This is a genomic window from Saccharophagus sp. K07, from assembly GCF_014336955.1.
Lineage (GTDB): Bacteria > Pseudomonadota > Gammaproteobacteria > Pseudomonadales > Cellvibrionaceae > UBA5868.
Map to the genome: position 1 here is coordinate 158,927 of NZ_QRAI01000003.1, position 25,203 is coordinate 184,129.

Annotated in this window: 16 protein-coding genes; 8 read left to right on the plus strand and 8 right to left on the minus strand. The window is 54.0% G+C overall.

Annotated elements, in window-relative coordinates; genetic code table 11:
* Positions 1–17 precede the first annotated feature (17 nt).
* Positions 18–551, minus strand: a complete 534-nt coding sequence (locus tag DWB84_RS10430; RefSeq protein WP_187409742.1) for a hypothetical protein — start codon at positions 549–551, stop codon at positions 18–20.
* A gap of 368 nt (positions 552–919) precedes the next feature.
* On the opposite strand from DWB84_RS10430, the gene DWB84_RS10435 reads away from it, so the two are divergent.
* Both DWB84_RS10435 and DWB84_RS10440 read left to right on the plus strand, forming a co-directional pair.
* Complete coding sequence (locus DWB84_RS10435; protein ID WP_187409743.1) at positions 920–1,987, plus strand: efflux RND transporter periplasmic adaptor subunit; 1,068 nt, start codon at positions 920–922, stop codon at positions 1,985–1,987.
* Positions 1,984–5,130, plus strand: coding sequence for an efflux RND transporter permease subunit (locus DWB84_RS10440; RefSeq protein WP_187409744.1), 3,147 nt, complete (start codon positions 1,984–1,986; stop codon positions 5,128–5,130). The genes DWB84_RS10435 and DWB84_RS10440 overlap by 4 nt, the downstream gene beginning before the upstream one ends.
* 448 nt (positions 5,131–5,578) lie before the next feature.
* On the opposite strand, the gene DWB84_RS10445 is transcribed toward DWB84_RS10440, so the two are convergent.
* The 4 genes from DWB84_RS10445 to DWB84_RS10460 form a co-directional block, all read right to left on the minus strand.
* Positions 5,579–6,871, minus strand: coding sequence for an ATP-binding protein (locus DWB84_RS10445; RefSeq protein WP_187409745.1), 1,293 nt, complete (start codon positions 6,869–6,871; stop codon positions 5,579–5,581).
* An 8-nt stretch (positions 6,872–6,879) separates the two neighbouring features.
* Positions 6,880–7,584, minus strand: coding sequence for a winged helix-turn-helix domain-containing protein (locus DWB84_RS10450; RefSeq protein ID WP_255428946.1), 705 nt, complete (start codon positions 7,582–7,584; stop codon positions 6,880–6,882).
* The gene (locus tag DWB84_RS10455; protein WP_187409747.1) at positions 7,584–7,907 is read right to left on the minus strand and encodes a DUF3019 domain-containing protein; all 324 of its coding nucleotides are present in this window, start codon (positions 7,905–7,907) and stop codon (positions 7,584–7,586) included. Before DWB84_RS10455 ends, DWB84_RS10450 begins: the two co-directional genes overlap by 1 nt.
* A 61-nt stretch (positions 7,908–7,968) precedes the next feature.
* Positions 7,969–9,294, minus strand: a complete 1,326-nt coding sequence (locus DWB84_RS10460) for a MipA/OmpV family protein (RefSeq protein WP_187409748.1) — start codon at positions 9,292–9,294, stop codon at positions 7,969–7,971.
* A 293-nt stretch (positions 9,295–9,587) separates the two neighbouring features.
* Between DWB84_RS10460 and DWB84_RS10465 the strand changes: the two genes are divergently transcribed.
* The 4 genes from DWB84_RS10465 to DWB84_RS10480 all read left to right on the plus strand — a co-directional run bounded on the left by DWB84_RS10465 (position 9,588) and on the right by DWB84_RS10480 (position 19,152).
* Positions 9,588–12,143 (plus strand): glycoside hydrolase family 3 protein, encoded by a 2,556-nt coding sequence (locus tag DWB84_RS10465; RefSeq protein ID WP_187409749.1) that lies wholly within the window; start codon positions 9,588–9,590, stop codon positions 12,141–12,143.
* Between the two features lie 805 nt (positions 12,144–12,948).
* On the plus strand, positions 12,949–14,979 hold the full coding sequence (locus DWB84_RS10470) for a glycoside hydrolase family 3 protein (protein ID WP_187409750.1): 2,031 nt from the start codon (positions 12,949–12,951) through the stop codon (positions 14,977–14,979).
* Between the two features lie 399 nt (positions 14,980–15,378).
* Complete coding sequence (locus DWB84_RS10475) at positions 15,379–18,417, plus strand: filamentous hemagglutinin N-terminal domain-containing protein (protein ID WP_187409751.1); 3,039 nt, start codon at positions 15,379–15,381, stop codon at positions 18,415–18,417.
* Positions 18,418–18,597: 180 nt separating this feature from the next.
* Entirely contained in the window at positions 18,598–19,152 is a 555-nt protein-coding gene (locus tag DWB84_RS10480) for a hypothetical protein (RefSeq protein WP_187409752.1), read from the plus strand.
* Between the two features lie 93 nt (positions 19,153–19,245).
* Here the strand turns inward: DWB84_RS10480 and DWB84_RS10485 are convergent, their stop codons facing one another.
* A complete protein-coding gene (locus DWB84_RS10485; protein WP_187409753.1) occupies positions 19,246–19,875 on the minus strand; it encodes an arylesterase in 630 nt (209 codons plus the stop codon).
* Between the two features lie 171 nt (positions 19,876–20,046).
* Here DWB84_RS10485 and DWB84_RS10490 point away from each other — a divergent pair, with 171 nt between their 5' ends.
* On the plus strand, positions 20,047–20,721 hold the full coding sequence (locus DWB84_RS10490) for an ABC transporter ATP-binding protein (protein WP_187410094.1): 675 nt from the start codon (positions 20,047–20,049) through the stop codon (positions 20,719–20,721).
* A complete protein-coding gene (locus tag DWB84_RS10495; RefSeq protein WP_187409754.1) occupies positions 20,721–23,210 on the plus strand; it encodes an ABC transporter permease in 2,490 nt (829 codons plus the stop codon). The genes DWB84_RS10490 and DWB84_RS10495 overlap by 1 nt, the downstream gene beginning before the upstream one ends.
* 376 nt (positions 23,211–23,586) lie before the next feature.
* On the opposite strand, the gene phoU is transcribed toward DWB84_RS10495, so the two are convergent.
* Both phoU and pstB read right to left on the minus strand, forming a co-directional pair.
* The gene (gene phoU, locus DWB84_RS10500; RefSeq protein WP_187409755.1) at positions 23,587–24,315 is read right to left on the minus strand and encodes a phosphate signaling complex protein PhoU; all 729 of its coding nucleotides are present in this window, start codon (positions 24,313–24,315) and stop codon (positions 23,587–23,589) included.
* A 14-nt stretch (positions 24,316–24,329) separates the two neighbouring features.
* A complete protein-coding gene (gene pstB, locus DWB84_RS10505; protein ID WP_187410095.1) occupies positions 24,330–25,172 on the minus strand; it encodes a phosphate ABC transporter ATP-binding protein PstB in 843 nt (280 codons plus the stop codon).
* Positions 25,173–25,203: the final 31 nt, after the last annotated feature.

Consider the following 25,203-nt stretch of genomic DNA (forward strand, 5'->3'; position numbering starts at 1 on the left):
TTAATTGCCTTAAGAATTTATTCGCTTGGAAGTTGTAGAAGTCCGCTTGTTGCCAACTTTCTCCAGATATCAATATATGTTTGTTGGGCTGATAGATTTGCCATACAGACCTCAAGCGTCTTGGAAATGTCTGAGATGAAAACCGCTGCGCCAGCCGATTTGTCTGATTCTAAGTCCGCAAGCAGCACTGTTCGTCTTGTTTTCGGAAGTTCGCCCCCAAAAATCTTTGAAAAATTCCAAACAGCATCAAATTTTTCCGGTGTAGTTTTTTCATTTATTTCACTGACTACCATAGATAAAATAACAGCCAATTCTGCTCCGTTTGCCAGCTCAGCAAGCTGCTGTGACCGGGCTGGGTGGGATTTCGCTAATATTTCTGCCATCAAATCATATGACGCAGCACACATTGCCCAAGCTTCAGCTTGCCGATTAGGATCTTCTATATAAAGAAAGCCTCTGGAGTCATCTACATAGCTTTTAGCCACATATTCCTCGGCATTTGCAGAGTTTTGCAATATAAGCAGTAAAACAAAGAATATATATTTATTCACGGGACACCACCGACTGCGAATATAGCTCTGGCTTTTCGCGTACATTATTAGCGTAGGTGGCGCGTTACCCCTTAGCAAATGCGCTTATCTGCAAAAAAGTGTTTTGAATCTCGTTCATACCAGAGTTTTGAGCGGCGTTTGAAGTAAACCCCCTCCCCAACCTCCCGCTTTCCCAGGGGGAGGAGCCCAAAAACACCACCCGCCCCCACCCCCTCTTTCCCCCTATAATTACCCCCAAAATGGCGCAATTGATCTTTTTAGCTTCGCCAAGGTCCGAGATCAGCCCTGACAGGCGCTGACACGTGACCAAACCCAACATGACAAAAAATGCCGGCGATAGCCGCCTTACAGAATAAAGAGCCTTTTATATGAGTTTTATCCCCCGCCACTGTTTGCTTGTTCCCGGTTTATTGCTCGCTCTGGGGCTGGTGAGTGGATGTGACAAGCAGGAAACGACGGCGACCAAGCCGCGTGCGGAGAACAAATCTCCGGTGTTAACCGCAACCGTAAGCTGGCAGCCGCGAATGACGTTGGTGGAGGCCGTTGGGACTTCGCGGGCGCGGAAGTCGGTGACTTTGTATCCCGAGGTGAGCGGCGAGGTGGCGGAGATTTTGTTTGAGACGGGTGCGCAGGTGGAAGCCGGGCAGCCGTTGGTGCAGTTGGATGCGCGCAATGAGCGGTTGGCGGTGGAACTGGCCGAAGTGGAGTTGGCGGAAGCCGAGCGGTTGTACAGCCGCTATAAACGCAGCGAGGGCGCGGGCGCGGTGACCAAGTCCATGCTGGATGACGCCAAGAGCGCGGTGGATAGAGCGCGCATCAACTTGCAGCGGGCGCAGGTGAATCTTACCTATCGCACCGTTCGCGCGCCCTTTACCGGCCATGTGGGCCTGACGGATTTGGATCGCGGCGCGCGCGTCGAACCCTCTACGCCGATTGTCACCCTGGACGATCGCAGTGAGTTGCTGGTGACCTTTAATGTGCCGGAGATGTTTTACGGTCAGGTGACCCAGGGGCAGTGGATCGAGCTGTCCACCTGGTCCGGCCGGGAGCGCAGTAACGGTCAGGTGATTGATGTGGACAGCCGGGTGGATGCGCAGACCCGTGCTTTTACCGTGCGCGCCCGTGTGCCCAATACGGCGGACACTTTGCGGCCCGGCATGAGCTTTCGCATTCAGTTACAGCTCGCCGGCGGGGAATTCCCGGTGATTCCGGAGGTGGCGCTGCAGTGGGGTGGCGATGGCGCTTATGTGTGGGCGGTGAAGAACGGTGTAGCAGTGCGCGTGCCGGCCACCATTGTGCAGCGTCTGCAGGGACAGATTCTGGTGGATGCGGATTTACCCGAGGGCACGATTATAGTGACCGAAGGCATTCAACGGCTGCGCGAAGGCCAGCCAGTGATCGACGTATCTGAGCGCCTGGTGGAGATTGGCCGATGACAAACGAGCGCGATCCCAAGCAAGTCTCTCCTGACGATCAACAAGAACTTATCGACCAGGAAATTCACAAGAACGACCTCGCCTCCCTCAGCGTGCGCCGGCCGGTGCTGATTCTGGTTTTGAATTTGTTGATCGCCCTGGCGGGCTTTGCGGCTTTTTTGGCGGTCGATGTGCGCGAGCTGCCGGATGTGGATATTCCGGTGGTGTCGGTGCGCGGCGTTCTGCCCGGTGCCTCGCCGGAAACCATGGACGCGCAGGTGACCAACATTATCGAAGGCGCGGTGGCGCGGGTGTCCGGCATCAAGAACATCCGCTCTGGCAGCGAGGAAAACAACTTCCGCACCCATATCGAATTTTTGCCCGAGGTCGACCTGGACACTGCCGCAGCGGATGTGCGCGAGGCGGTTAATCAGGCGCAGCGCAATTTGCCGCCGGATGTGGAACAGCTGGCGGTGGTGAAGGCGGACGCGGATGCTATGCCGATCATCAATATCGCCGTCACCAGCAAAACCTACAGCGAGGAAGAGCTGACGCTGGTGATCGAAAAGGACATTGTGCCTGCCTTGATCGCCATTCCCGGTGTTGCGGATGTTCCCCTGTTCGGCCAGCGCCAGCGCGTATTGCGCATAGTACTGGACCCGCTGCGCCTGACCAGTTTTAACCTCTCGGTGGCGGAAGTGGCGGCGGTGCTGGAACTGGCGCCGCTGGATGTGCCGAGCGGCAGTTTCCGCTCGCAGGATCAGGAGCTGCTGGTGCGCACAGATGCTTCCACGGTGACGGAAGATCAGGTGCGCGACATCATCATCGCTGGCGACGTGCGCATCGGCGATGTGGCTTATGTGTCCTTCGGGCCGGAGGATGCCGAGTCGCTGGTGTACCTCAACCGCACGCCAGTGATCGGCCTCGGCATAGTCCGCCAAGCGCAATCCAACACCATCGCCATCTCCGACGGTGTGCGCAAAGTGGTGGAGAATTTGAACCGCCGGTTCGACAACGTGGAGCTGACGATTACGGAAGACAGGGCGGTATTTATTCGCGGTTCGGTTAACGAAGTCGTCACCAGTTTGATTTATGCGATTCTGATTGTGATCGCGTCCCTGTGGTTGTTCCTCGGCTCCCTGCGCGTCACCCTGATTCCCAGCGTCACCATTCCCATCTCGCTGATTGGCACATTGGCGGCGGTTTGGATTATGGGTTTTTCCATCAATATTCTGACCCTGCTGGCGATTGTGCTGGCGGCAGGGCTGGTGGTGGATGACGCGATTGTGGTGCTGGAAAACATTCAGCGCCGCAGAAACCTCGGCCTGGGCGTGCGCGCAGGCGCAGTGCTCGGCACCCGGCAGGTGATTTTTGCGGTGATCGCCACCACGGCTGTGCTGGTGAGCGTGTTTGTGCCGATTGCGATGCTGCCCGGCACTACCGGGCAGATGTTCCGCGAATTTGGCTTGGTGCTCGCGGCGGCTGTGGCGATTTCGTCTTTCGTAGCACTGTCGCTGGTGCCAGCCATGACCATTCACTTTATGCCACAGGCGGAGCCGCGCCCAACGTCCCGCCTGCAGCGAATTGGCAGCCGCTGCGCTGAGTTTTATGAGCACGCCCTCGCCCGCTGTATCGCCTTTCCCAAATTAACTTTTGCCATCTCCTTGGTGATCGCGTTAAGCGCGGCCTTTCTCTACACCAAATTGGATAACGAACTGCTGCCGCCGGAAGATCGCAGTGTGTTGTATGTGGATGCCACAGGGCCGGACGGTGTGGGGCTGAATTACATGCAGCGCCAGGCCGATCATATGGAAGCGCTGCTGCAGCCGTTGGTGGACAGCGGTGAGGCGGAAGGTTTATTCACCATTGTCGGCCGTTACGACCCCAACCGCGTGCAGATCATGGTGCCGCTGAAACCTGTCGAAGAGCGCAAACGCGGTCAGCAGGAAATTATCAAAGAAGTGCAGCAGACACTCAGCCATTTGCCGGGCGTGCGCATTCGCGTGAGCAGTCCCAACAGCTTGGCGATTCGCGGTAATTCCGGCAGCGTGGAACTGGCGCTGCTCGGCAACGATTACCAAGTGCTGTACGAGGCGAGCAAACAATTTGTTGCCGCCATTGAAGATCGCCTGCCGCAGCTGCGCCAGCCGGATACTTCCTATAAGCCGACACAACCGCAATTATCCATTGCGATCGATCGCCGCCGCGCATCGGATCTCGGTATTCCGCTGAATAATATCGCCGTGACATTGCGTGCGATTGTCGACGGCTTGGACGTGGTGGACCTTAACGTCGGCGATGAAACCATTCCGATTATTCTGCAATCCTCCAGCACTACTGTGACCTCGCCGCAGGATTTGGTGAATCTCTACGTAAAAAATACTGCTGGGCAATTAATTCCGCTGTCCAGCGTGGTGACTTTGCGCGAGGAAGCTGTCGCCGCCGAATTAAATCGCCACGCCCAACGCCGCGCCATTCAAGTAGATGCCAGCCTCGCGCCCGGTTACACATTGGGACAAGCGGTGATGGATCTGGAAGCGCTCGCCAAAGAAGTTTTACCAGATGGCATTGGCATTTTATTTTTAGGACAAGCGCAAACGCTGAATGAAACTTCGCGCGATCTCGCTTTCACTTACGGCATTGCGCTGCTCGTTGTATTTTTGGTTTTGTGCGCACAATTCGAAGGATTTACCAGCGCCATTATTGTGATGCTAATTGTGCCCTTCGGCGTTGCTGCGGCGATTTATGCATTATTTTTAACCGGCACGAGCATTAATCTTTATTCGCAAATTGGTTTGGTAATGTTGATCGGCCTGATGGCGAAAAATGGAATTTTGCTCGTCGAATTTGCCGACCAATTGCGCGAGCAGGGCTACGAAATCCGCAACGCGGTACTGGAAGCCGCCAAAGTCCGCCTGCGCCCCATCACCATGACCTTACTCTCCACCGCCCTCGGCGGATTACCCTTAATTTTAAGCACCGGCCCCGGCGCCGAAGCCCGCGAAGCTATCGGCTGGGTAATGTTCGGCGGCCTCGGCCTCGCCGCGATTTTTACCCTGTTTTTAACCCCGGTGGTTTATTTGGCGATTGGGCGTTTCCAAAAACCGCGATCGGTGGAAAGTTCTTTGTTGCAGAGGGAGCTGGAAGAAGCAAAAGGGAAATAAAGAGCCAGCCCTCACCCTAACCCTCTCCCAATTGAGCGGCACGATTCCAAATTCGAGAAATTTAGGAGCGCTCGGAATTGCACAAAATTAAAAATGAGAACGCATAACCTCCTCTCCTAGAGGAGAGGGAGTTGAAGCAAAACCATAATTCCAAACTCGACGAGATTTAAGGAACTTGGAACTGTGCCAAATTCAGAGTGATGGTTCCTAAAAACCCCCTCTCCCTCTGGGAGAGGGCTGGGGTGAGGGCCACATTGCATGCACTAGAAAAGAAATCACCCTCATCTAAATCCTGGAAATGAGTCTATTTCAGAACTGAACACGACGGATAAAACTGCGGGCAGAAATTTTGGCAGTCTGAACCTCTGTGAACAATATACTTGCGGCGATCCCGGAAATTATTGGTGACGCTCGGAGGGACTAAATTAGATAAAGCCAAACCATTTATTTATGTAACAGGCGAATTAACCACCCACTCCACCCCCACACGCGCACCGCCAAGCGGGGAGACGCCGGCGAAGGCTTTGCCATTGTGCCATTGGATAATTCGCCGCACTATGGCAAGGCCGAGACCTAAGCCGCGGGTTTGGGCGTTGGTGTGGTCGGTGAGGCGGATGAAGGATTGGAAAATGCGTTCGCGCTCTTGAGGTGGAATTCCGGGGCCGTCGTCGTCGACCAGGAGTTGGTATTTTTCGCCGGCCTTGCGCAAAATCACGTGAATCTGGCTTTTGGCATAGCGCTGGGCGTTGTGTAATAAATTGAGAATCACACGCTCCATCAAATACCATTCGCACACAACCAGCTCGTCGCCCAATTCATTGGTAAATTGATAGTGCAATTCTTTTTGCGTCGGAGTGGATTGCGCGCGCGAGATAAGGTGTTGAATAAATGCGTCCATGTCACCCGGCTGTAAATCCAGTTTGCCGTCGCTGTGTTCAAAACCCGCGTAGGCGAACAACTGGTTGACAAGCAAATCCATTTCCGTAACGTCTTCGCGCACGCCGGCGAGTTGTTTTTTGATTTTTTGCACATCGTCGAAATCATTAGCCATTTCCAGGCCGAATTTCATACGCGCGAGCGGTGTGCGCAACTCGTGGGAGACTGCATAGGTCATTTCTTTATGCGAAGCGAGCAGATCGCGCACGCGTTGGCCCATGCGATTAAACGCACTGGCGAGATCGTAAACCGCAGATGAAGGTGCAATGCGCAATTGTGGCGGCACTGCATCGGAGCCGACCAGCTTGGTTTGTTTTTCCAATTTGTCCAAATCGCGCGACAGCGGCCATACCCAGATAAAAATCACCAGGGCAATAGCGAGATAGAAAACCAATAACAACAGATTGTAAATCAGCGGGTCCGGCGCATCCGGTAATTCCTGGCGAATTCTTATGATCAGCTCACTCGGTCTTAATCGTTGGTAGAGAAAACGCGCCTCTTCGGTTTCCACCAATACAGGTTCGCCGACGCTGATTTTTTCGAATATTCGTGTGTTGGCAAAATCCTCGTAGGAGTGCAGCGATATAGGTAGGCCGATTTGCTTTTCGATTTTTGCCAGCGCCGCTTGCCGCTCCGCTGGTGGAACCTGTGCCAGCCAGTATTCGGCTAATTGAAGCAGCTGGAGTTCGCTTTCGGTAATGCGCTCATTCGGTGAATGATTTTGCCAAAATTGATCCAGCCCCCAGCCGACTGCGATCACCGCAACCACAATCAGGCTGTAGAGCGAAAGAAAGGCGCGGCGCATGGCGAGGCTCAGCTAGCCTGCCATGCGTCTTCGACAAACATGTAGCCGCGGCCCCAAATGGTTTTGATGCGGAAAGGTTTTTCCGCATTGTCGCCGAGTTTTTTGCGCAGCTGGGAAATGCGCACATCGATGGTGCGATCCAGGCCGTCATAGGGGCGGGAATAAATGGTGTTGAATAAAAATTCGCGGCTCATCACCTGACCGGGCTGGCGCGCGAAGGTCAGCAATAAATCGAATTCATGGCTGGACAAATCCACCGGCTCACCGGCAAAAGTGACCGAACGCGAGTTGCAGCAGATGGACAAATCGCCGAAGGTGAGCGTTTCTTTATCGGAATTTCCTTCCAACGCATAGCGGCGCAACAGCGCGCGCACACGCGCCAGCAATACGCGCGGTTCTGCTGGTTTGATAACGTAATCATCCGCGCCGCATTCCAGACCGAGAATCTGGTCCGCATCATCGTTGCGCGCGGTCAGCATCAAAATCGGACCGGGAAAAGTCGGGCGCACTTCGCGGCAAATCGAAATGCCGTCTTTATTCGGCAACATCACATCCAGAATCAATAATTCCGGCAGCACGTCGCTGACCGTCCGTTGTACTTTGCCGCCGTTGGTTTCCACGGTTACGGCGTATTCGCCGGTGGATTCAAGATAATCTTTTACCAAAGACGCCAGGCGCACATCGTCCTCGGCCAACAAAATGCGATGCACCATTAGAAAAAGCTCCATGGATTGCGGCGTTGCCGCCGATATTTTTTTTGATCGTGTATGACTTCGAAGGCTTCACTGACCAGAGTGGTCTGATTATTTTCCCGCAGCTGAAAGGTCACATTGCGCGTCGCGGAGATAATAAATTTATGCTGCCCTTCACTCGCTTCCTGCCAACAACGCAACGGTTGGTCCATATCGCTTTGATACAAACATAAACTCATTTGCTGCTCGGCCTTCCAGCGCACTTCCAGCTGATCGTAACAGGCGTCTTCTTCTTCCGTTAAAACGCAGAGGCGGGGTTTTAGGGAAAATTGGAGCGCAGGCAACTCTGCCGCAAACGCAGCATAAGGAAAGCACAGAAATGCGATCCATCTCGCTTGAGTTCCTCTAAAAATGGTAGATGCCCCCAAAGAAAATCGATTTCACCTCTTTGTCCGACATCAGCGGACTGTCATGAATACTGTTCGGCAGGCGGGAATACTGTGTCATAGCGCGCAATGACCATTTTTCCGTTAGGGGAAATTGCCAATCGAGTCGCACCATTTTTTCCACACCGGAAGAAGGCGGCGTAAAAAATAAATCCGGAAGATCGGTATCGCGCGGCCCTACGCCGTAGTAATAATCGAGAATATCGCGGCTTTTATAGTTGCCCCCCAAAGTGAGCGCCCATTTTTGTTCGCCGATATACCAAGGAAAAATCACCGCTGCTCGCACCTCGTGACCGTGGTGCACATTGGTGAAATCTTTTAATGCCTGAAAATGAAAAGTCGCGTAGCGCGTGAGGTAGGAATATTCAAAACCGGCAAGACCAGCCATTCTGCGGCTGGCCACCGCATCTGCCTCGATTTGCTGGCGCTCTGCCTGAACATCGGATTCGCCCGTCACCCGATAGAGGTTGCCTTTTTCCAGATCGATCAAAATGGAGTTGGAATTGCGCGAGCCGTCGAATTCCAAATCGGCTCCGCCGACGCTTTCCAGGTCTTTCGGATTGGTGAACTGCACACCGTCCAAACGAATCCGATCGCCGGTGACGACACCGCGGATATCCACCACCCCTTCTTCGATATGCACGGTGATCGGATTGCCCTCGACGCCGAATAGCATTTGTCTGCCTTCGCCCAGAGCGATGTATTGATCATTGATATAGACGGCGTTCGCCTGGGAAATCTGCACACCACTGGGTTCGGATTCGGAGCCTATAGGGTTGTTTTTGGAATCCTGGGTTCCGGAAATATTCACCTGATAGCCCGCTGCCAAAGACGGCGGAGTGCTCCCAATACCAACAAAGCCGCCTGCGGTAAAACCACCGCCAGCGGTGAAATTGAAAGGGTCCCAGCGATTGAAATACATCTGATCGTAACCGGGGGTGATCAGGGCATTGAACTGGTGGCGATCATTCTCAAAAAGGGTGAACCCCATTTCGAGGTTCTTGAGAAAAAAGCGCTCGCCGTAATAACTGATTTCCGGCAGCACTATGAGGGGGGTGTCGTCGCCCAGGTGCAGAGGGTTGCTGCGCATACCCAGACCCAGACCGACGTTGACGCGCCACTTGCCGATCTCGACGCAGTCCAGACATTCGTCCGCCTGGACCAGAGAACCGGCGACTAACAAAGCGATTGCTATGGCCGAACGTAAATGCGTCCTCAAAATCGCAACTTTCGCTACGGAAGTCGCAGCTTTCGATACGAGAGACGTTAGGACGGGTCGTTTCACAGTTTGCCTTTAAATCGCTATATCACAAGCATTAGCTGATGGCCTCATTCTAGCGGCAGGACCGCCTGGGAACCTAGTAACCAAACGCTTCTCTTACACTTCTTTACAGGGGTCCATCAGGAAACTAAGCGCAACGTCACATTCGGCGCACACCCCGCGCCAAGTGGGCCTTGGTCGCGCGCGCAGGATAATGCAGCTAGAATGGATACTTTGGACCATTTTAAAACGGCTGTATGACACTCCTGGTGGCCAACCAGGATCTACCTATTCTAATAACGAGGCTTTGTTCCGCGATGATGATCGCCAAGACCTTTTCCCGCTGTGCGCTGGCTGCGGGACTCACCGCACTGCTGACCGCCTGCTCCACTCCCGGGACCACGGACGCCAAAAAAACCAAGCATCAACCTGACCTCTGGCCCCGTCTGACCTCCCCTTTCCCCGCTGATGAAACCGCTGCTATCAACGCCGAAGTGGAAAAACTGCTGGCGCGCATGACCCTGGCGGAGAAAGTCGGGCAGATCACCCAGGCGGAAATCAGCCGCACTACGCCGGAAGATGTGAAGAAATATCACCTGGGCTCGGTGCTCAATGGCGGCGGCGGTTTCTTGAATGGCAATAAATCTGCCACGCTGGATGAATGGGTCAAAGCCCTGGATGCGTACTACGAAGCCTCGATGGATACCTCCGATGGCGGCGTTGCCATTCCGATTACCTGGGGTACGGATGCGGTGCACGGCCACAACAAAATCGTCGGTGCGACTATCTTCCCGCACAACATCGGCCTAGGCGCTACCCGCAATGGCGAGCTGGTGCGTCGCATCGGCGAAATCACCGCCCTGCAGGTGCGCGCCAGCGGTATGGATTGGACCTTCTCGCCGTCTCTGTCTGTGGTGCGCAACGACCGCTGGGGTCGCACTTACGAAGGTTTTTCCGAAGATCCGAAGCTGGTATCCGAACTCGGTCGCCAGACCATCCTCGGTTATCAGGGCGACCTGAGCAAAACCGGCCGCATGAGCCCCAATCACATTATGGCGACCGCCAAGCACTATCTGGCTGACGGCGGCACCGTAGACGGCATCGACCGCGGCAACAATTTTTCCTCCGAAGCTGAATTGATCAAGCTGCACGCCTTCCCCTATTTCGCTGCGGTGGAATCCGGGGTTTTATCCATCATGGCATCGCACAGCAGCTGGCACGGCACCCGGATGCACGGGGAGCAATATCTGTTAACCGAGATCCTTAAAAAACGCCTCGGCTTTGAAGGTTTTGTAGTCGGCGACTGGAACTCTCACGGTCTGGTGGAAGGCTGTACCAACACCCGCTGCCCGCAGGCGATCAACGCCGGGGTGGACATGCTGATGGTGCCCTTTGACTGGAAAGAATTTATCAAAAACACCCTGGAAGACGTGGAAGCTGGCCGGATTTCCATGGAGCGTCTGGATGACGCAGTGCGCCGCATTCTCCGCTCCAAATTCCGCGCAGGTCTGATGGACGGCCGCAAACCGTCTGAACGTCTGCACGCCAACAAAAAAGAATTGCTGGCGGCACCGGAATTCAAAGAAGTCGCCCGCCAGGCGGTACGCGAATCCCTGGTTCTGCTGAAGAACAATCAACAGACCCTGCCACTCAAGCCCACGCTGAATGTATTGGTCGCGGGCAAAGGCGCGCATAACCTCGCACAACAAAGCGGCGGCTGGACCATCTCCTGGCAGGCGACCGATATCACCAACGACGACTTCCCCAACGGCACCAGCATTTACCAAGGCATCCGCCAGACCGTGGAAGCAGCCGGTGGCAAGGTGGAGCTGAGCGTTGATGGCAAGTACACGCGCAAACCCGATGTCGCCATAGTGGTGTACGGCGAAACCCCTTATGCCGAATGGCAGGGTGATATCCGCCACGTCGGCTATCAGGCGGGCAACCATCAAGACGCCAAACTGCTGGAAAAACTCAAGGCGGACGGCATTAAAACCGTGTCAGTATTTATCTCCGGCCGTCCGCTGTGGGTGAACCGCGCGCTCAACGCATCCGACGCATTTGTGGCTGCTTGGTTGCCGGGTTCTGAAGGCGGCGGCATCGCCGACGTATTGTTCGCCGATGCCAATGGCAAAGCGCGCTACGACTTCAAAGGCAAATTGCCTTTCTCCTGGCCGAAGAGCCTGGATCAGGCCGAAGTTAATATCGGCGATAAGAATTACGATCCACTGTTCCCCTATGGTTACGGTCTGACCTATGCGTCACCCGCGGCTGACCTGGGCGAGCTGTCGACCGAAGAGAATTACACCAATGTGAAAGGCGGTGCGGATGAGGAATTGTTTGTCGGCACCGCCCAAGCGCCCTGGGAGGTTTACGCGGTAGCACCGGAGACAACACCAGTGCGCTACCTGTCCGGCATCGCCAAAAACGCCAGCCTGACCCTGACCGAAGGCGACAAGGAAACTCAGGGCGACGCCATTCACGCCACCTGGGACGGCAAAGGCAGCGCGGCCTTGCAAATCATTGTTCCCAACGCCATGCGCAACCTCTCGCAAGTGCAGGAAGAAAAAGGCGCACTGGTGTTCGACATCCGCCTGCTGCAGCCTTCCACGGGGCCGGTAAATTTGCAGATGGCCTGCCTGGGGGCTGGCTGCGAGGCCAATATCGACATCACCACGCTGGTGAACGCTTCTCCGCGCAATGACTGGAATGAGCTTTCCGTCGATCTGGCCTGCTTCGCCAAACTGGGTATTCGCTTCCACGAAATTACCCGCGGTTTTGTTCTGCAAACCGACGGCAGCCTGGAATTGCAGGTGACCAACGTGCGCATGGTTCCCGGCATGGGCGACAAAGCCGGCGTACAGTGCCAGTAAGCGTTATTTGACCTTGGCGGGCTCCTGCTATGGAGCCCGCTTTTCCCCTCGTTTCCCTTCTTCGCCAGCTGACCTTTTCTGCTAACTTTCCTCTCCTTTTTCAATCTCGTTTTCTATTTCCTATCGCAAATCAACGGAACGCAGGAATTCTATAAATTTGAAATAACCAGCCCCTAAATTCTTAATGCTCTTCATTTATCACAGATAAGCGCCCGCATTTTGGGATGAGTGACATTGACTCACATTTTTATTCCCTTCTGTTTGGACAAACCCCAAAACTAGACAAAACAATTCCTGATCGGGAATAAAAGCTTACCTACAATAAAAGTGAGCGACGGCGATACACAAAGAAATGTGTAAGGCATTTGAGCAGTAGTCTTAGTAGTCACATTTTCGGTCCGTTGCTCGCACCATCCAGCGGGGTGAGTGTTGGATTATGAAGTGATCTTTCGGGTTTGCTTGTACCGATGCTGTGTTTACTTCTGCTGTTGATCCGCCCTCACCTCTTTTTTCCGCTCTTTGTGTAGATGAGGATTGGTGCTGCTGCAGATTGGTAATGGCTGCAAACGAATTTTTAGAGCTTATTAGCCGTGGGCGTGGCTGCTAAGCTCGGATTCTTGGCAACAAGGATCCATACGTGTGGTTTTGTTTACCGTGCGTGAACGTCCTCTCCTCAAGGTTAGTACCCTGCTTCGCGGCCTCTTTTGAGGCCGTTTTTTCTTCTGCAATTTTTTCTTTGGCAAACAATCCTTTACAATAGCGCGCTTTCGTTCCGCCTTTTTACTTGCGTTTGCACGGAGACGCCATGCATCCCAAATTATCATTCGAAGAAGCTGCCTCATGGGCGGAAACTATTTTGGCGCAGATGACGCTTAGCGAAAAATGCGCTTACATCGGTGGTACCGATATATTTTTTATTAAAGGAATTCCCCGTCTGGGTTTGCCTCCCATTTTGTGTTCAGACGCTACTGCTGGTATTACATTGCGCGAGCGTTTTAACGAAGTCACCTTTCAATATCCTGTGCCGACTTCTGTCGCATTTCCCGCGCCGATTATGTTGGCGGCAACGTGGAATCCGGATCTCTGTGAAGCCTATGCCACCGCCGTAGGTGAAGAATGCAATGCAAATGGCATTGGCATTTTGCTCGGCCCCGGATTCAATTTGTATCGAATTTCTCAATGCGGACGCAATTTCGAATATTTTGGTGAAGATCCTTATTTGATTTCACGCATGGTGGAGCGTTATGTCAAAGGTGTGCAAAGCACCGGCACTATCGCAACCCTCAAACATTTTGTTGCCAATAACACGGATTTTTTCCGGCGTAAAAGTAATTCCATTATCGACGAACGAACACTGCACGAAATTTATTTACCGTCTTTTAAAGCGGGAATCGACGCCGGCGCCCTGGCGGTAATGACGTCCTACAACCTGTTGAACGGCGAATGGACTGGCCAAAGCAAAGCGGTTATTCACGATTTGCTGCGCAAAGTTCTCGGCTTCCGCTGGTTGGTGATGACCGATTGGTGGTCGGTTTACGACGGCGTGAAATTGGTGGAATCCGGTCAGGATCTGGAAATGCCAGCCAATTTGGCGACGCTCGGTCTGGAAGAAAAAATTCAGCGCGGTGAAGTCAAAGAAGCCGATTTGGATCGCATGGTAAAAAGCATTCTGACCACGCTGAAAGCCATGGATTTGTACAACAAAAAACCGCAGCCGGAATTGGTACAGGAATATCCACGGCACGAACAAATTGCCCTGCAAACTGCCCGCGAAGGCGTGGTACTGCTGCGCAATCAAAATCAAATTTTGCCGCTGGATAAAAACAGCTCGGATGAAATTCTGCTGTTGGGAACCTATATCCACAAAAAAGCGGTGGGTGGCGGCTCCTCCGAAGTAAAAGGCTACAACCAGATAACCTTGTACCAAGCGTTGAAAGATACGTTTGGCGAGCGCGTGCGTTACGAAGTGTCGCCGACAAACGAAACCATCCGCAACGCCAAAACCATTATTGTCGCAACCGGGACTTACGATGCGGAAAGTTGGGACCGTCCGTTCGAGCTGGATCCTCACGAAGAGCTCTATATCCGCAATATAGTGCGCCTGAATCCGAACGTGATTGTGCTGGTAAATTCCGGCGGCGGTATTCGCATGACCGACTGGTACGACAAAGCGGCGGCGATTGTTCACTGCTTTTACAACGGCCAGAACGGCAATATTGCAGTGGCGGAAATACTCTGCGGCGACGTCAATCCATCCGGCAAATTGCCTTTCACCATAGAGCGCGAATTCCGCGACGGCCCCGGCGCGGATTACGTACCCGCAGGTTCAACTCTGTACAACGGTGCCAATGATGAGTGGGAAAAAATTTATCCCGTTTACGATGTGCACTATAAGGAAGGCGTTTTTGTCGGTTACCGCTGGTACGACAGCCGCAATATTGAGCCGCTCTATCCTTTTGGTTTTGGACTTTCTTATACCCAGTTCAGCTACTCGGATCTGGTGGTCAATGTGTTATCCAACACAGCGGAGCCTGGCGTGGAAGTGCGTTTTAAGATCACCAATACCGGAAATGTCGCCGGCCAGGAAATTGCGCAACTTTACGTGCGCGATCTACACAGCAGTGAACCCCGGCCATTTAAAGAATTGAAGGGTTTCCAAAAAGTGAGCCTGGCTCCCGGCGAACAAACCACTGTGCAACTCGTATTACCGCCGCAGGCTTTTGCCTTCTGGTCGAGCAATGTGCGCAATTGGCTGGTTGAGCCCGGTGATTTTGAAATTCTTGTCGGCGCGTCTTCTCGCGACATTAGGTTGAAAAGCCAACTTCACATTAATTAACCCTGTTTTACTCGTTCACTCGCCTAAGCGAGTGAACGAGTCATGTCGAATCCATTTACACCTTCGTAAATTTTTCCATTTGCATATTTTTTCTTGCAGATTTTATTTTCTGTTTTTTCTTTCTCCCGCCACAAAAAACACGTATTCATCACAAAAAACTGACAACAAGCGCTTCGCACCAAAACATAAAATAACCAATTTTATATTTAATCTGACTTTTTTCTTCTGGCGGTATGCATATTGCTAACGCAAAAACCTAAATGTGTTAATGATTGAGCGACCAGCAAAATTACCGAGCAGCATCAGCACATGACCCTCTGATTGGGAAATCGATAATAAAAACGCCTGATACCCAAGCCGTCGAGGGTTCAATCCAGCAAAATCAGAAGGAATTTCGTCATGCCTCAGCGTAGCCAGTCTTACGTTCGTCCAAATTTGTCTTCTTTATCCTCTGTTTTTCGTATCAAACCTTTATGTGTCGCCATTATCGGTCAGCTGTTCGCCGCAGGTGCATTGGCCGCGCCAACCGGTGGCACAGTGGTTGGCGGAGAAGGTGTTATCAATCAAAGTGGTTTGGACACCACCATCACGCAGGGCACAGATCGCCTGGCCATTGAATGGGATTCTTTTAATGTCGCAGCAAATGAACGAGTAAATTTTGTCCAACCGAGTGAATCATCGATTGCGTTGAACCGTATTCTCGATCTCAACGGCAGCCAGATTCTGGGGCGTATTGACGCCAATGGCCGAATTATTTTGTTGAATCCCAATGGCATTCTGTTCGGTGCAGGTTCACAAGTGAATGTCGGCAGTCTGGTGGCCACCGGCCTCAATTTAAATACCGATGATTTTCTCAACGGCGATCTTATTTTGCTGGCAGTGGAAGACAGCGCGGGTACTGTTATCAATAGAGGTCTTATCAACGCTTCTACCGGCGGTAATGTCGCTTTGATTGGCAAACAGGTTACCAACACGGGCTTGATCAATGCAGACCTCGGCCACGTGGTGCTCGCTTCCGGCAACGCGGCGGTGGTCACTTTCGATGATCAGGGACTTATCGGAGTCCGTGTGGATGAGGCCGCTATAGATGTGGACACAGGCGTTACCAACTCCGGTCTGATCGAGGCTGCGGGTGGAAAAATTCTGCTGACCGCCAGCGTGAGCGAGGATTTGTTTTCGCGTGCTGTTAATTCCGGCGACCTCGGTGGCGATACACAGGTTGTTCTTCACGATGATGGCAGTTTTTCTCTCGGCTCAGGTGTCGATGTCCTTAACACAGGCTCGTTAAGCGTTAACGCAATCGCCGGCACTGCCGGCGAAGTGGTTTTGGCAGGACGCAATGTGACTCAAAGAGGAGCAGTGACTGCGAATAACGAGAGTGGCGCCGCCGGCGGCATTCACCTGTTGGCAACCGATACCCTTCGCCTAAACGGCGGCGGCAGCTTGAGTGCTCAGGGCGACACCGGCAGCGGTCATATAGTGCTTGAAGGCGATCAGGTCATAGGCGCTACCGGAAACCCGATCCTGACCAGCGGCGATGTGGAAGTTACCGCTTATATTTATGCCAATCTGCCACATATCAGCGCGCAGAATCTCACTATTAACAGTATCGGCACCGTCCGCCAGGTCGGCTCCCTTTTGATTTCGGACAACACACATTTCTATGTGACCGCAGGCGCGGATGTGCGCCTCAATAACACTGCCAATGATTTTGGCAGCGTCACTATGAACACCGGCCACACGAGCTTTATCAGTCTGACTGAGACTGGCGGGATTGATCTGGGCGAGCTCGACGTGCTGGATTCCATAGTGCATATCCAGTCAGATGGCGCAATCCGTCAGCTCGATGGGACGAGTATCACCCTCGATGCCAGCGATCTGCATCTGACCGGCGATAGCATCGCACTGGGCACACGCGCAGAAGGAAGTGGTGTGTATATGATCTACAGCTGGCTGGATCTGAATTTCAGCAACAGCATCGATGTCGTAAATGCCATAAGCTCACCGAGCGAGTTTGATGTCAGCCTAGTAACGGCAAAAGGTTACGACGGAGTCAATCGCGTCAATGCGCGCAGTCAGGCCCAATTCGAGCAACCTACCATTTACGGTCCAAGCCAGTTCGCTTTATCCGCTACCCTGAATGATTCCGGTATCCAGATCGGTCGCCTTAATGCAAATAGCGCGAGCCTATCATCCATTGGCAACATCAGTCAGACCGGAGCCATCGAAACAAGCTCCTTCAGCCTGACAGCTACGGCAGGCAGTGACGTCGCGCTCACCCATGAGGACAACGACTTCCGCACCGTCAACTTAACACTGGGCCATACGACTACTGTGGATATCGCCGATAAAAACGACATTTTACTCGGCAACCTCAATATCCTCGATTCGTGGGTGAAATTCACCTCTTTAGGTGAAAATGGCATGGTGTCGCAACTCGCGGGTACCGCCATTGATCTCAGCGACAGCACTTTGGAAGTACACGCGGCGCGAATTTATTTGGGCGACCGATCCGGTGCAACGCTCAATCTGCACGGCTTTAGCGACCTGCACGCTGCCTATTCGCGCGACGCTCACATCGTCGGCACCTCCACCGGCTTAGAGGAATTTCCGGAATTTATTCCGTTCCAGGCGGAGGGCCTAAGTGACACTACAAGCTTCTCAGTTACCGGTCATGGTGATTTTTCGCTGTACACCACAAGCAATTATGAACAATTTGTCATTCGCGAGTTAAACGCCACGGACGCGGAGATACTGACCTTTCTGGATATTGTCCAGCTTGGGAAAATCACTCTGACAGGAGATTTCTTTTTGCGCACACCTGTAGGCAGTCAGGTAACGCTGGAAAATCCGGAAAATGATTTCAACAGCATTACCATAGAAGCCGGTCACGCCACCGCCATCAGCCTGACCGATGCCAACGATATTGCCCTCGGCAATTGGGATCTGCTCGATGCCAGTATCACTCTGCGTTCTTTAGGTGAAGATTCCACTGTGAAGCAGTTGGAAAATACTCATATTGTCGGCGGTGATAGCAGCTTGTCGATCTCTGCAGCGCACATAGACCTCGGCTCTGCCGGCACATCGTCCGTGGATCTGGGCAATATCGGCATGCTGCAGGCAATTTTCTCCAAATCCCTGCTGCTCAATGGCGCCATCCGCCTCGGCGGTTTTTCCTCTTATTTAAATTTGGAAGGAACCGATGGCGCCAATAAGCTGACCATCGGCGAGTTTGCCGATATCGACATTACCTCCGACTTCGAAGAGTTTTTGATTGATTTGAAAGGTGGGGACGACATCGTCGAAATTTACCGTGATTTCAATTACGGATTTTTCACCGGTCTGGGCGAAGATGGAATTTATCTCGCCAACAGCGAAATAAGCTACACGGTGGAAGATTTCGATCCTGATTTCGATGACGTGCTGATCCTGCCGTAAGCTTTCATACCTCCGCAAACAAAGGCCGCGCACGCGGCCTTTGTTATTTTCCTCTGCTAATTTCTATCCCCTCTAGCAAATTGCTATTTTCCTTCGCAGATTTCCATGTTCTGCAAAAGCTTGACGAACCGAAACATTGCCGGTAGTTTGCCCGGCCTTTTGTTTAGCTCTGAGGGACCTATGAATAAAGTGTTTTTGTTAATTTTTTTGCTGTCGCAGATTCCCAAGTGTTTTGCGGACTACGACAGAGCCTGGATGGAATTTGGCTCGTCGAGCTGGGAGAACGCAGCAGTCAAAATCAAGTTCCAGGATCTGCAAAAAGCCGGCTGGGCATTTGGTTATTCCCAATATGATGGCGATCCAGGATATATTCGCACCGGCCGCATCGAACAAAACAAATGGGAAACATTTAATCCGCTGTTTAAAACCGCTTCTGTCTCCCGTTTTATCTCCGCTACCAGCGGCTGGGGTTACGCCGATGCCGGTATAGGATTGGGCGTTGGAACTGGTTCGTGGACCGAGAATTGCGGTTCTTTGCAGGTAGACGGCTTGTTTTTTCCTATTCGGCGTTGCGACGAAAAGAAAGGCACCCTGATCGGTATTCCGTTTTACGCAACCGCCGTTTTAGGCAGGTACGCAGGCATCGGACTTTACGTGGAAGCTTTTTATACCCAGCGCCTGAAAACTCAAGTGCAAGCAGGCATAGCAATTCCAATTGGAAAGTTCACCAAATAAATTTGCAGCGATCGCAAAAATCCCTCGCGCACAGACATTTTCGTGATCGCTTCTATTTACCCGCCAACAGTTTTTATCCCTCACCAACAGTTTTTATTCTTTCACCAATAAAGGCTGCAAAACCGACCACACGTTATCGAGAATTTTTTCCTGTGCTTCTGCCGTGGGATGAATACCATCCCGCTGCATCAGCGCGGCCTCCGTGGCCACACCTTCCAATAAAAACTGCACCAATGGCAACCCGAATTTTTCCGCCAATTCTTTGTAGATATCGCGAAAACGATTGGTATAGCGCGGGCCGTAATTAGGCGGAATTTGCATGCCTACCAGCACCACGGTCGCTCCCGCCGCGCGGCTCTTCTCGATAATTTCCGTCATCTGCTGTTGCATCACGTTAAGCGGATAACCGCGCAGACCGTCGTTACCGCCCAGCTCCACAATCACCACTGATGGCTGATGCTGTTGCAGCAGCGCGGGCAGTCTGGCGAGACCGCCGCCCGTGGTTTCGCCGCTGACACTCGCGTTGATGACGACGTGGGGATATTTTCCTGCCAAGCGTTGTTCTAACAGACTCACCCATCCCTGACGCACCTCGATACCGTAGGCGGCGCTAAGGCTGTCACCGAGCACCAGAATACGCGGGGCCTCGGCAACAACTTGTAAGGGAATGGACAGCAGCAGGAACCAGAAGACCAAAACGCGGGCGGACAATAGGTGCGACATGGGCTTAACTCTGTTGAGGGAAGAAAACATTGCCAATGCACAGCTTAGTTGCCGATGCATCGACACGCCTTTAACCCCATCTACCAATATTTAAGGAATTCCATGGGTTTGCAGTCGAACTCCGTACCAACCGCCAACTCCGCGCCAACGAATCCTGTTGCAGCAAAACCTATGGTTTCGGCGCAGAACGTGGCTAAGACCGTGCACACCTATGAAGGTGCCCTCACCATTCTGCAGGACATCTCATTGGACGTTGCCGCTGGTGAAAGTCTGGCGATTGTCGGTGCATCCGGTTCGGGCAAGTCGACTCTGCTCGGAATTCTCGCCGGGCTGGATTTGCCTACTAGCGGCAGCGTGTTCCTCAACGGCCATCACTTAACGGATTTGGATGAAGAAGGCCGCGCTAAGGTGCGCGCGGAAAATGTCGGTTTTATTTTTCAATCCTTTCAACTTCTGCCCGGACTGACCGCGCTGGAAAATGTGCTGCTGCCATTGGAACTGCACGGCGTCAGCAATGCCCGTGCAGCGGCGGCGGAGTTTCTCGGTCGCGTCGGCCTTGCACAGCGGCTGCATCACTACCCGCAACAACTCTCCGGCGGGGAGCAACAGCGCGTCGCCATAGCCCGCGCCTTCGCCAGTTCGCCGCGGGTGTTATTTGCCGACGAGCCCACCGGCAATCTCGACAGCGCCACAGGCGCGCGCATTATTGAATTGTTGTTCGACCTGAATCGCGAGCTGGGCACGACCCTGGTGTTGATTACCCACGAAGAGCGCCTGGCGATGCGCTGTCAGAGACGCATCGAATTGAACGCGGGCCGCATTGCCAATTCTACGGTGCAAACCTGATGCTGGCCCTGCGACTGCTCTGGCGCAACTGGCGCAGCGGCGAGGTAAAACTGCTGGCGGGAGCATTGTTGCTGGCAGTTGCTGTAGTCAGCGGCATCGCGATTTTTACCGACCGACTGCAACGCACTTTGGTGCAGGAGAGCAATGTGCTGCTCGGCGCGGACCGAGTGGTGCGCGGCTCTCACCCCCACAATCCGGAATGGGAACAAGCAGCAAAAGAAGCCGGTTTGTCGCAAACCACCGCGGTGCATTTTGCCTCCATGGTTTATGCCGGGGAGCATATGCACCTCGCCTCAGTCAAAGCGGTCGGCGAGGGTTATCCCGTGCGCGGCCAGCTGGAAACCAGCCTGGTGCCCTTTGCCATAGACCCGCAGCAAATCACCATTGCCGACGGCATTCCCGCACCGGGCGAAGCCTGGGTCGACTCGCGTTTATTACCCCTGTTGAATCTGCAGCTCGGCGATCGCGTGGCGGTCGGCGAATACGAGCTGACCGTCACCCGCGTACTGATCCGCGAGCCAGACAGCAGCAACCCCTTCAGTTTTATGGGCGCGCGCCTGCTGATGAATCAAGCCGACCTGCCACTGACAGAAGTGGTGCAACCGGGCAGCCGGGTGCAGTACCAATGGCTGTACGCCGGTCGCCCCGCTGATGTAGAGGCGTTTTCCGCGTGGCTGGAACCGCAATTGAATCCGCATCAGCGCCTGGTGGACGTCGGCAAAAACCAGCAAAACCTGGGGCGCGCGCTGGCTACCAGCCAGCGCTTTCTGCTGTTGGCGGCGGTGATTGGCGTGCTGCTCGCCAGCGTCGCCCTCGCCCTGTCAGCGCGCCAGTTTGCCAATCGCCATGTGGATCAGGTGGCCTTGCTGAAAAGCCTCGGCGCCAGCAGCGGGCGCGTGCGGCGGCTCTACTTCACCCAATTGTTTGTGCTGGCTGTGCTGGCGTCACTGGCGGGGTTGTTGGTCGGTGAGATCATGCAGCGAATTGTGGAAGAAGCCCTCTGGCGCAGCTATCAGATCCGCCTCGGCTCCGGAACTGTGTATCCCTATTTGATCAGCCTTGGCAGCGGCCTGATCTGCCTGCTGTTCTTCGCCCTGCCCGCCCTGTGGTTTTTGCCTTATGTGCCGCCGATGAAAATCCTGCGCCGTGAGCTGACTGTCGGACGTATACAGATAGGCGTACAGGTAGCACTGGCGTTTTTCGCCATTCTGTTGCTGGTGTTGATGTTCAGTCAGAACCTGAAGCTGGCCGCGAGCGTGATAGGCGCGCTGGTCGCGGTCTTGCTCACAACAGCTTTGCTTGCACTCGGCTTGCTGCGGCTCAGCCGGTCCCTGGCGGGCAGCGCGGGCAGCGTCTGGCGTCTGGCGGTGGCGAATCTACAGCGGCGGCGCGAGCAGACCCTGATGCAGATAGTGGTGTTCTCGGTAGCCATTATGTTGCTGCTGACGCTGACCATAGTGCGCACCTCGCTGCTGGACGACTGGCAGGCGCAACTGCCGGATGATGCACCCAATCATTTTCTGGTGAATATCCCGCAGCACGAGGTCGACGACATCCAGCAGCTGATTGACGAACGCCACTACCAGCGCCAGCCGCTCTACCCCATGGTGCGCGGGCGTCTTACCCATATCAACGGCGTGGAGTTGAGCGCAACCAAGGTCGCGCGCGAAGGGGTGTTCAACCGCGAGGCCAATCTCACCTGGACGGCGGATCTGGCGGATGACAACAAGGTGGTGGATGGCAACTGGTGGCCGCAATGGCAGAGCCGGCACGGCCTGCCCGGGGTATCGGTGGAAGTGGAAATGGCGCGCGAGGCGGATTTAAAACCGGGTGATCGCCTGACCTTCTCCCTCGGCGGACTCGCCATGGAAGCTGAAATCGCCAGCCTGCGCTCCCTCGACTGGCGCTCCATGCGGCCAAATTTCTTTTTTATTTTCGAACCGGGCGCGCTCGACCAATTCTCGCCCACCTACATCACCAGCCTGCATCTACCGCCGTCGGACAAAGCCTTTATCAACGACCTGCTGCAGCGCTTTCCCACGGTACTGGTGATCGAACTCGACCGTATCTTCGAGCAGATCCGCACCATAGTCACCAATGTCAGTGACGGCGTGCAGTTGGTGCTGTTGCTCACCTTGGCCGCTGGCTGTCTGGTGCTGCTCGCCGCGGTCACCAGCAGTATCGATTCACGCAAACAGGAAGTCGGCCTGCTGCGCGCCCTCGGCAGCCCGCGCCGCTTGATGCTCGGCAGCGTCTGGCTGGAGTTCTCCCTGCTCGGACTGCTCTCTGGGCTTATTGCGGTTCTGGGGGCGGAAATCTTATTAGCCAGTCTGCAACACTGGGTGCTGGAAACCCCTATCAAGCCGCACTATTGGCTGTGGCTTACCGGTCCATTATTGAGCGCATTGTTGATTGGAGGATTGGGAGTGGTGAGCTGTCGTCCGGCGGTTAATACACCGCCAGCGGTGGTGTTGCGGGAGGCTGGCTAATTCTCAGACGGGATCAGCAGGAATAATTCCCCTGACTCCGCCGTCTTTCACATTCCTTGCGAATATTTTCACAAGCCGTCACTTTCCCCGGCGCGCTGGGATTTACCCGCAAGCATTCGTCGCGTTTGCTCGCGAGCTCGGCATTGCTCATCTGCTTCATTTTGGAGTTGCCTTCACACGCGCACAAAAAAACAAAAGCGGCGATCATCGCGAAGAATGATTTCATGAACACTCGCAAGCAGGTCAGACAGTTAATCAACAGGATCAGGTAGTTAGCAGGATTATCCATCCGGGCCGAGCCGGCATCACTGTATTTATCAGACTAGTCAGAAATAGTCCGGAATGCCAACTAGAAGCCGCTTGCGACGCACATTGATTACTTTTTGCCGGTCCGTTGTTCGATTTTTTGCTCCATCTCGTTGAAGGGCATATGGCGCACATCCATGCCATGCACCAAATAGATCACGTGCTCGGCGATATTGCCCGCGTGGTCGCCGATGCGCTCCAGGGCGCGCAGGGCCCACATGATGTTCATCACCCGGGAGATGGAGCGCGGGTCTTCCATCATGTAGGTAATCAGTTCGCGAATCGCGGTGCGGTATTCCTGGTCCACCAGGGAGTCGTCGCGCACCACGGTTTTCGCGGTGTCCACATCAAAGCGCGCAAAAGCATCGAGGGCGAGATTGACCAGTTTCAAGACGCGGGCGGCTATATGGCGCAGCTCCACATAGCCGCGCGGCGAAGCGCCGTCTTCGTTCAGCGCTATGGCCATCTTGGCGATTTTGTTGGCCTCATCGCCGATGCGCTCTAAGTCGGCGGTCGCGCGGGTGACCATCAGCACCAGACGCAGGTCCGACGCCGCCGGCTGCCGGCGCGCCAGAATCAGTGTGCACACGCGGTCGAGTTCCAGCTCGCGGCGATCGATTTCACTTTCGGTGCGGCGCACCTTTTCCGCCAGGGCACCGTCGGCGGTTTCAATGGCGCGCACGGCGTCCGCCACCTGTTGTTCCACCAGGCCGCCCATTTCGAGAAATTGCGTGCGCAGCTGCTCCAGATCGGCGTTGAATTGGTTGGAGATATGCTGGTCGAGATTCAAAGTGTCCATGGCAAAACCCTCACTTAACCAAAGCGCCCTGTGATATAGGCTTCGGTCAATGGATGATCCGGAGTGGTAAACACTTTTTGGGTGTCGTTGACTTCAATCAGCTTGCCCAGGTGGAAATAGGCCGTGCGATGGGAGACCCGCGCCGCCTGCTGCATGGAGTGGGTCACTATGGCGATGGTGTAGTTCTCGCTCAGCTCGGCGATCAATTCTTCGATTTTGGCCGTGGCAATGGGGTCGAGTGCAGAACAGGGTTCGTCCATCAGAATTACTTCCGGACTCACCGCAATAGTGCGGGCGATACATAAACGCTGCTGTTGACCGCCGGACAAACTGGTGCCCGGTGCATCCAAGCGATCTTTGACTTCGTCCCATAAACCGGCGCGCCGCAGACTGGTTTCGACGATTTCATCAAGATCGACACGGCGATTGACCAGGCCGTGAATTTTCGGCCCATAGGCGACATTTTCGTAAATCGATTTAGGGAACGGGTTCGGCTTCTGAAACACCATGCCTACCCGCGCGCGCAGCGGTACTACATCCATTTTGCTGGAATAAATTTCCTGCCCGTCCAACTGAATGCTGCCGCTGACGCGGCAGGCTTCGATGGTGTCGTTCATGCGATTTAAGCAGCGCAAAAAGGTGGATTTGCCGCAGCCGGATGGACCGATCATGGCGATCACTTCATTTTCGGCGATATCCAGGCTGACGTTCACCACTGCCTGTTTTTCACCGTAGAAAACGTTGACATCGCGCATGGCAAATTTGGCTTTGTCGACAAACGGACTGCCTACAGTTTGATAGTCATCCGCTGCAAAAGGGCGCTGGCCGGGTTCGGCGATGGGATGGGTTGGAGCCATAAAGGGCAGGTCTACCTTGGGTGAAACCCGG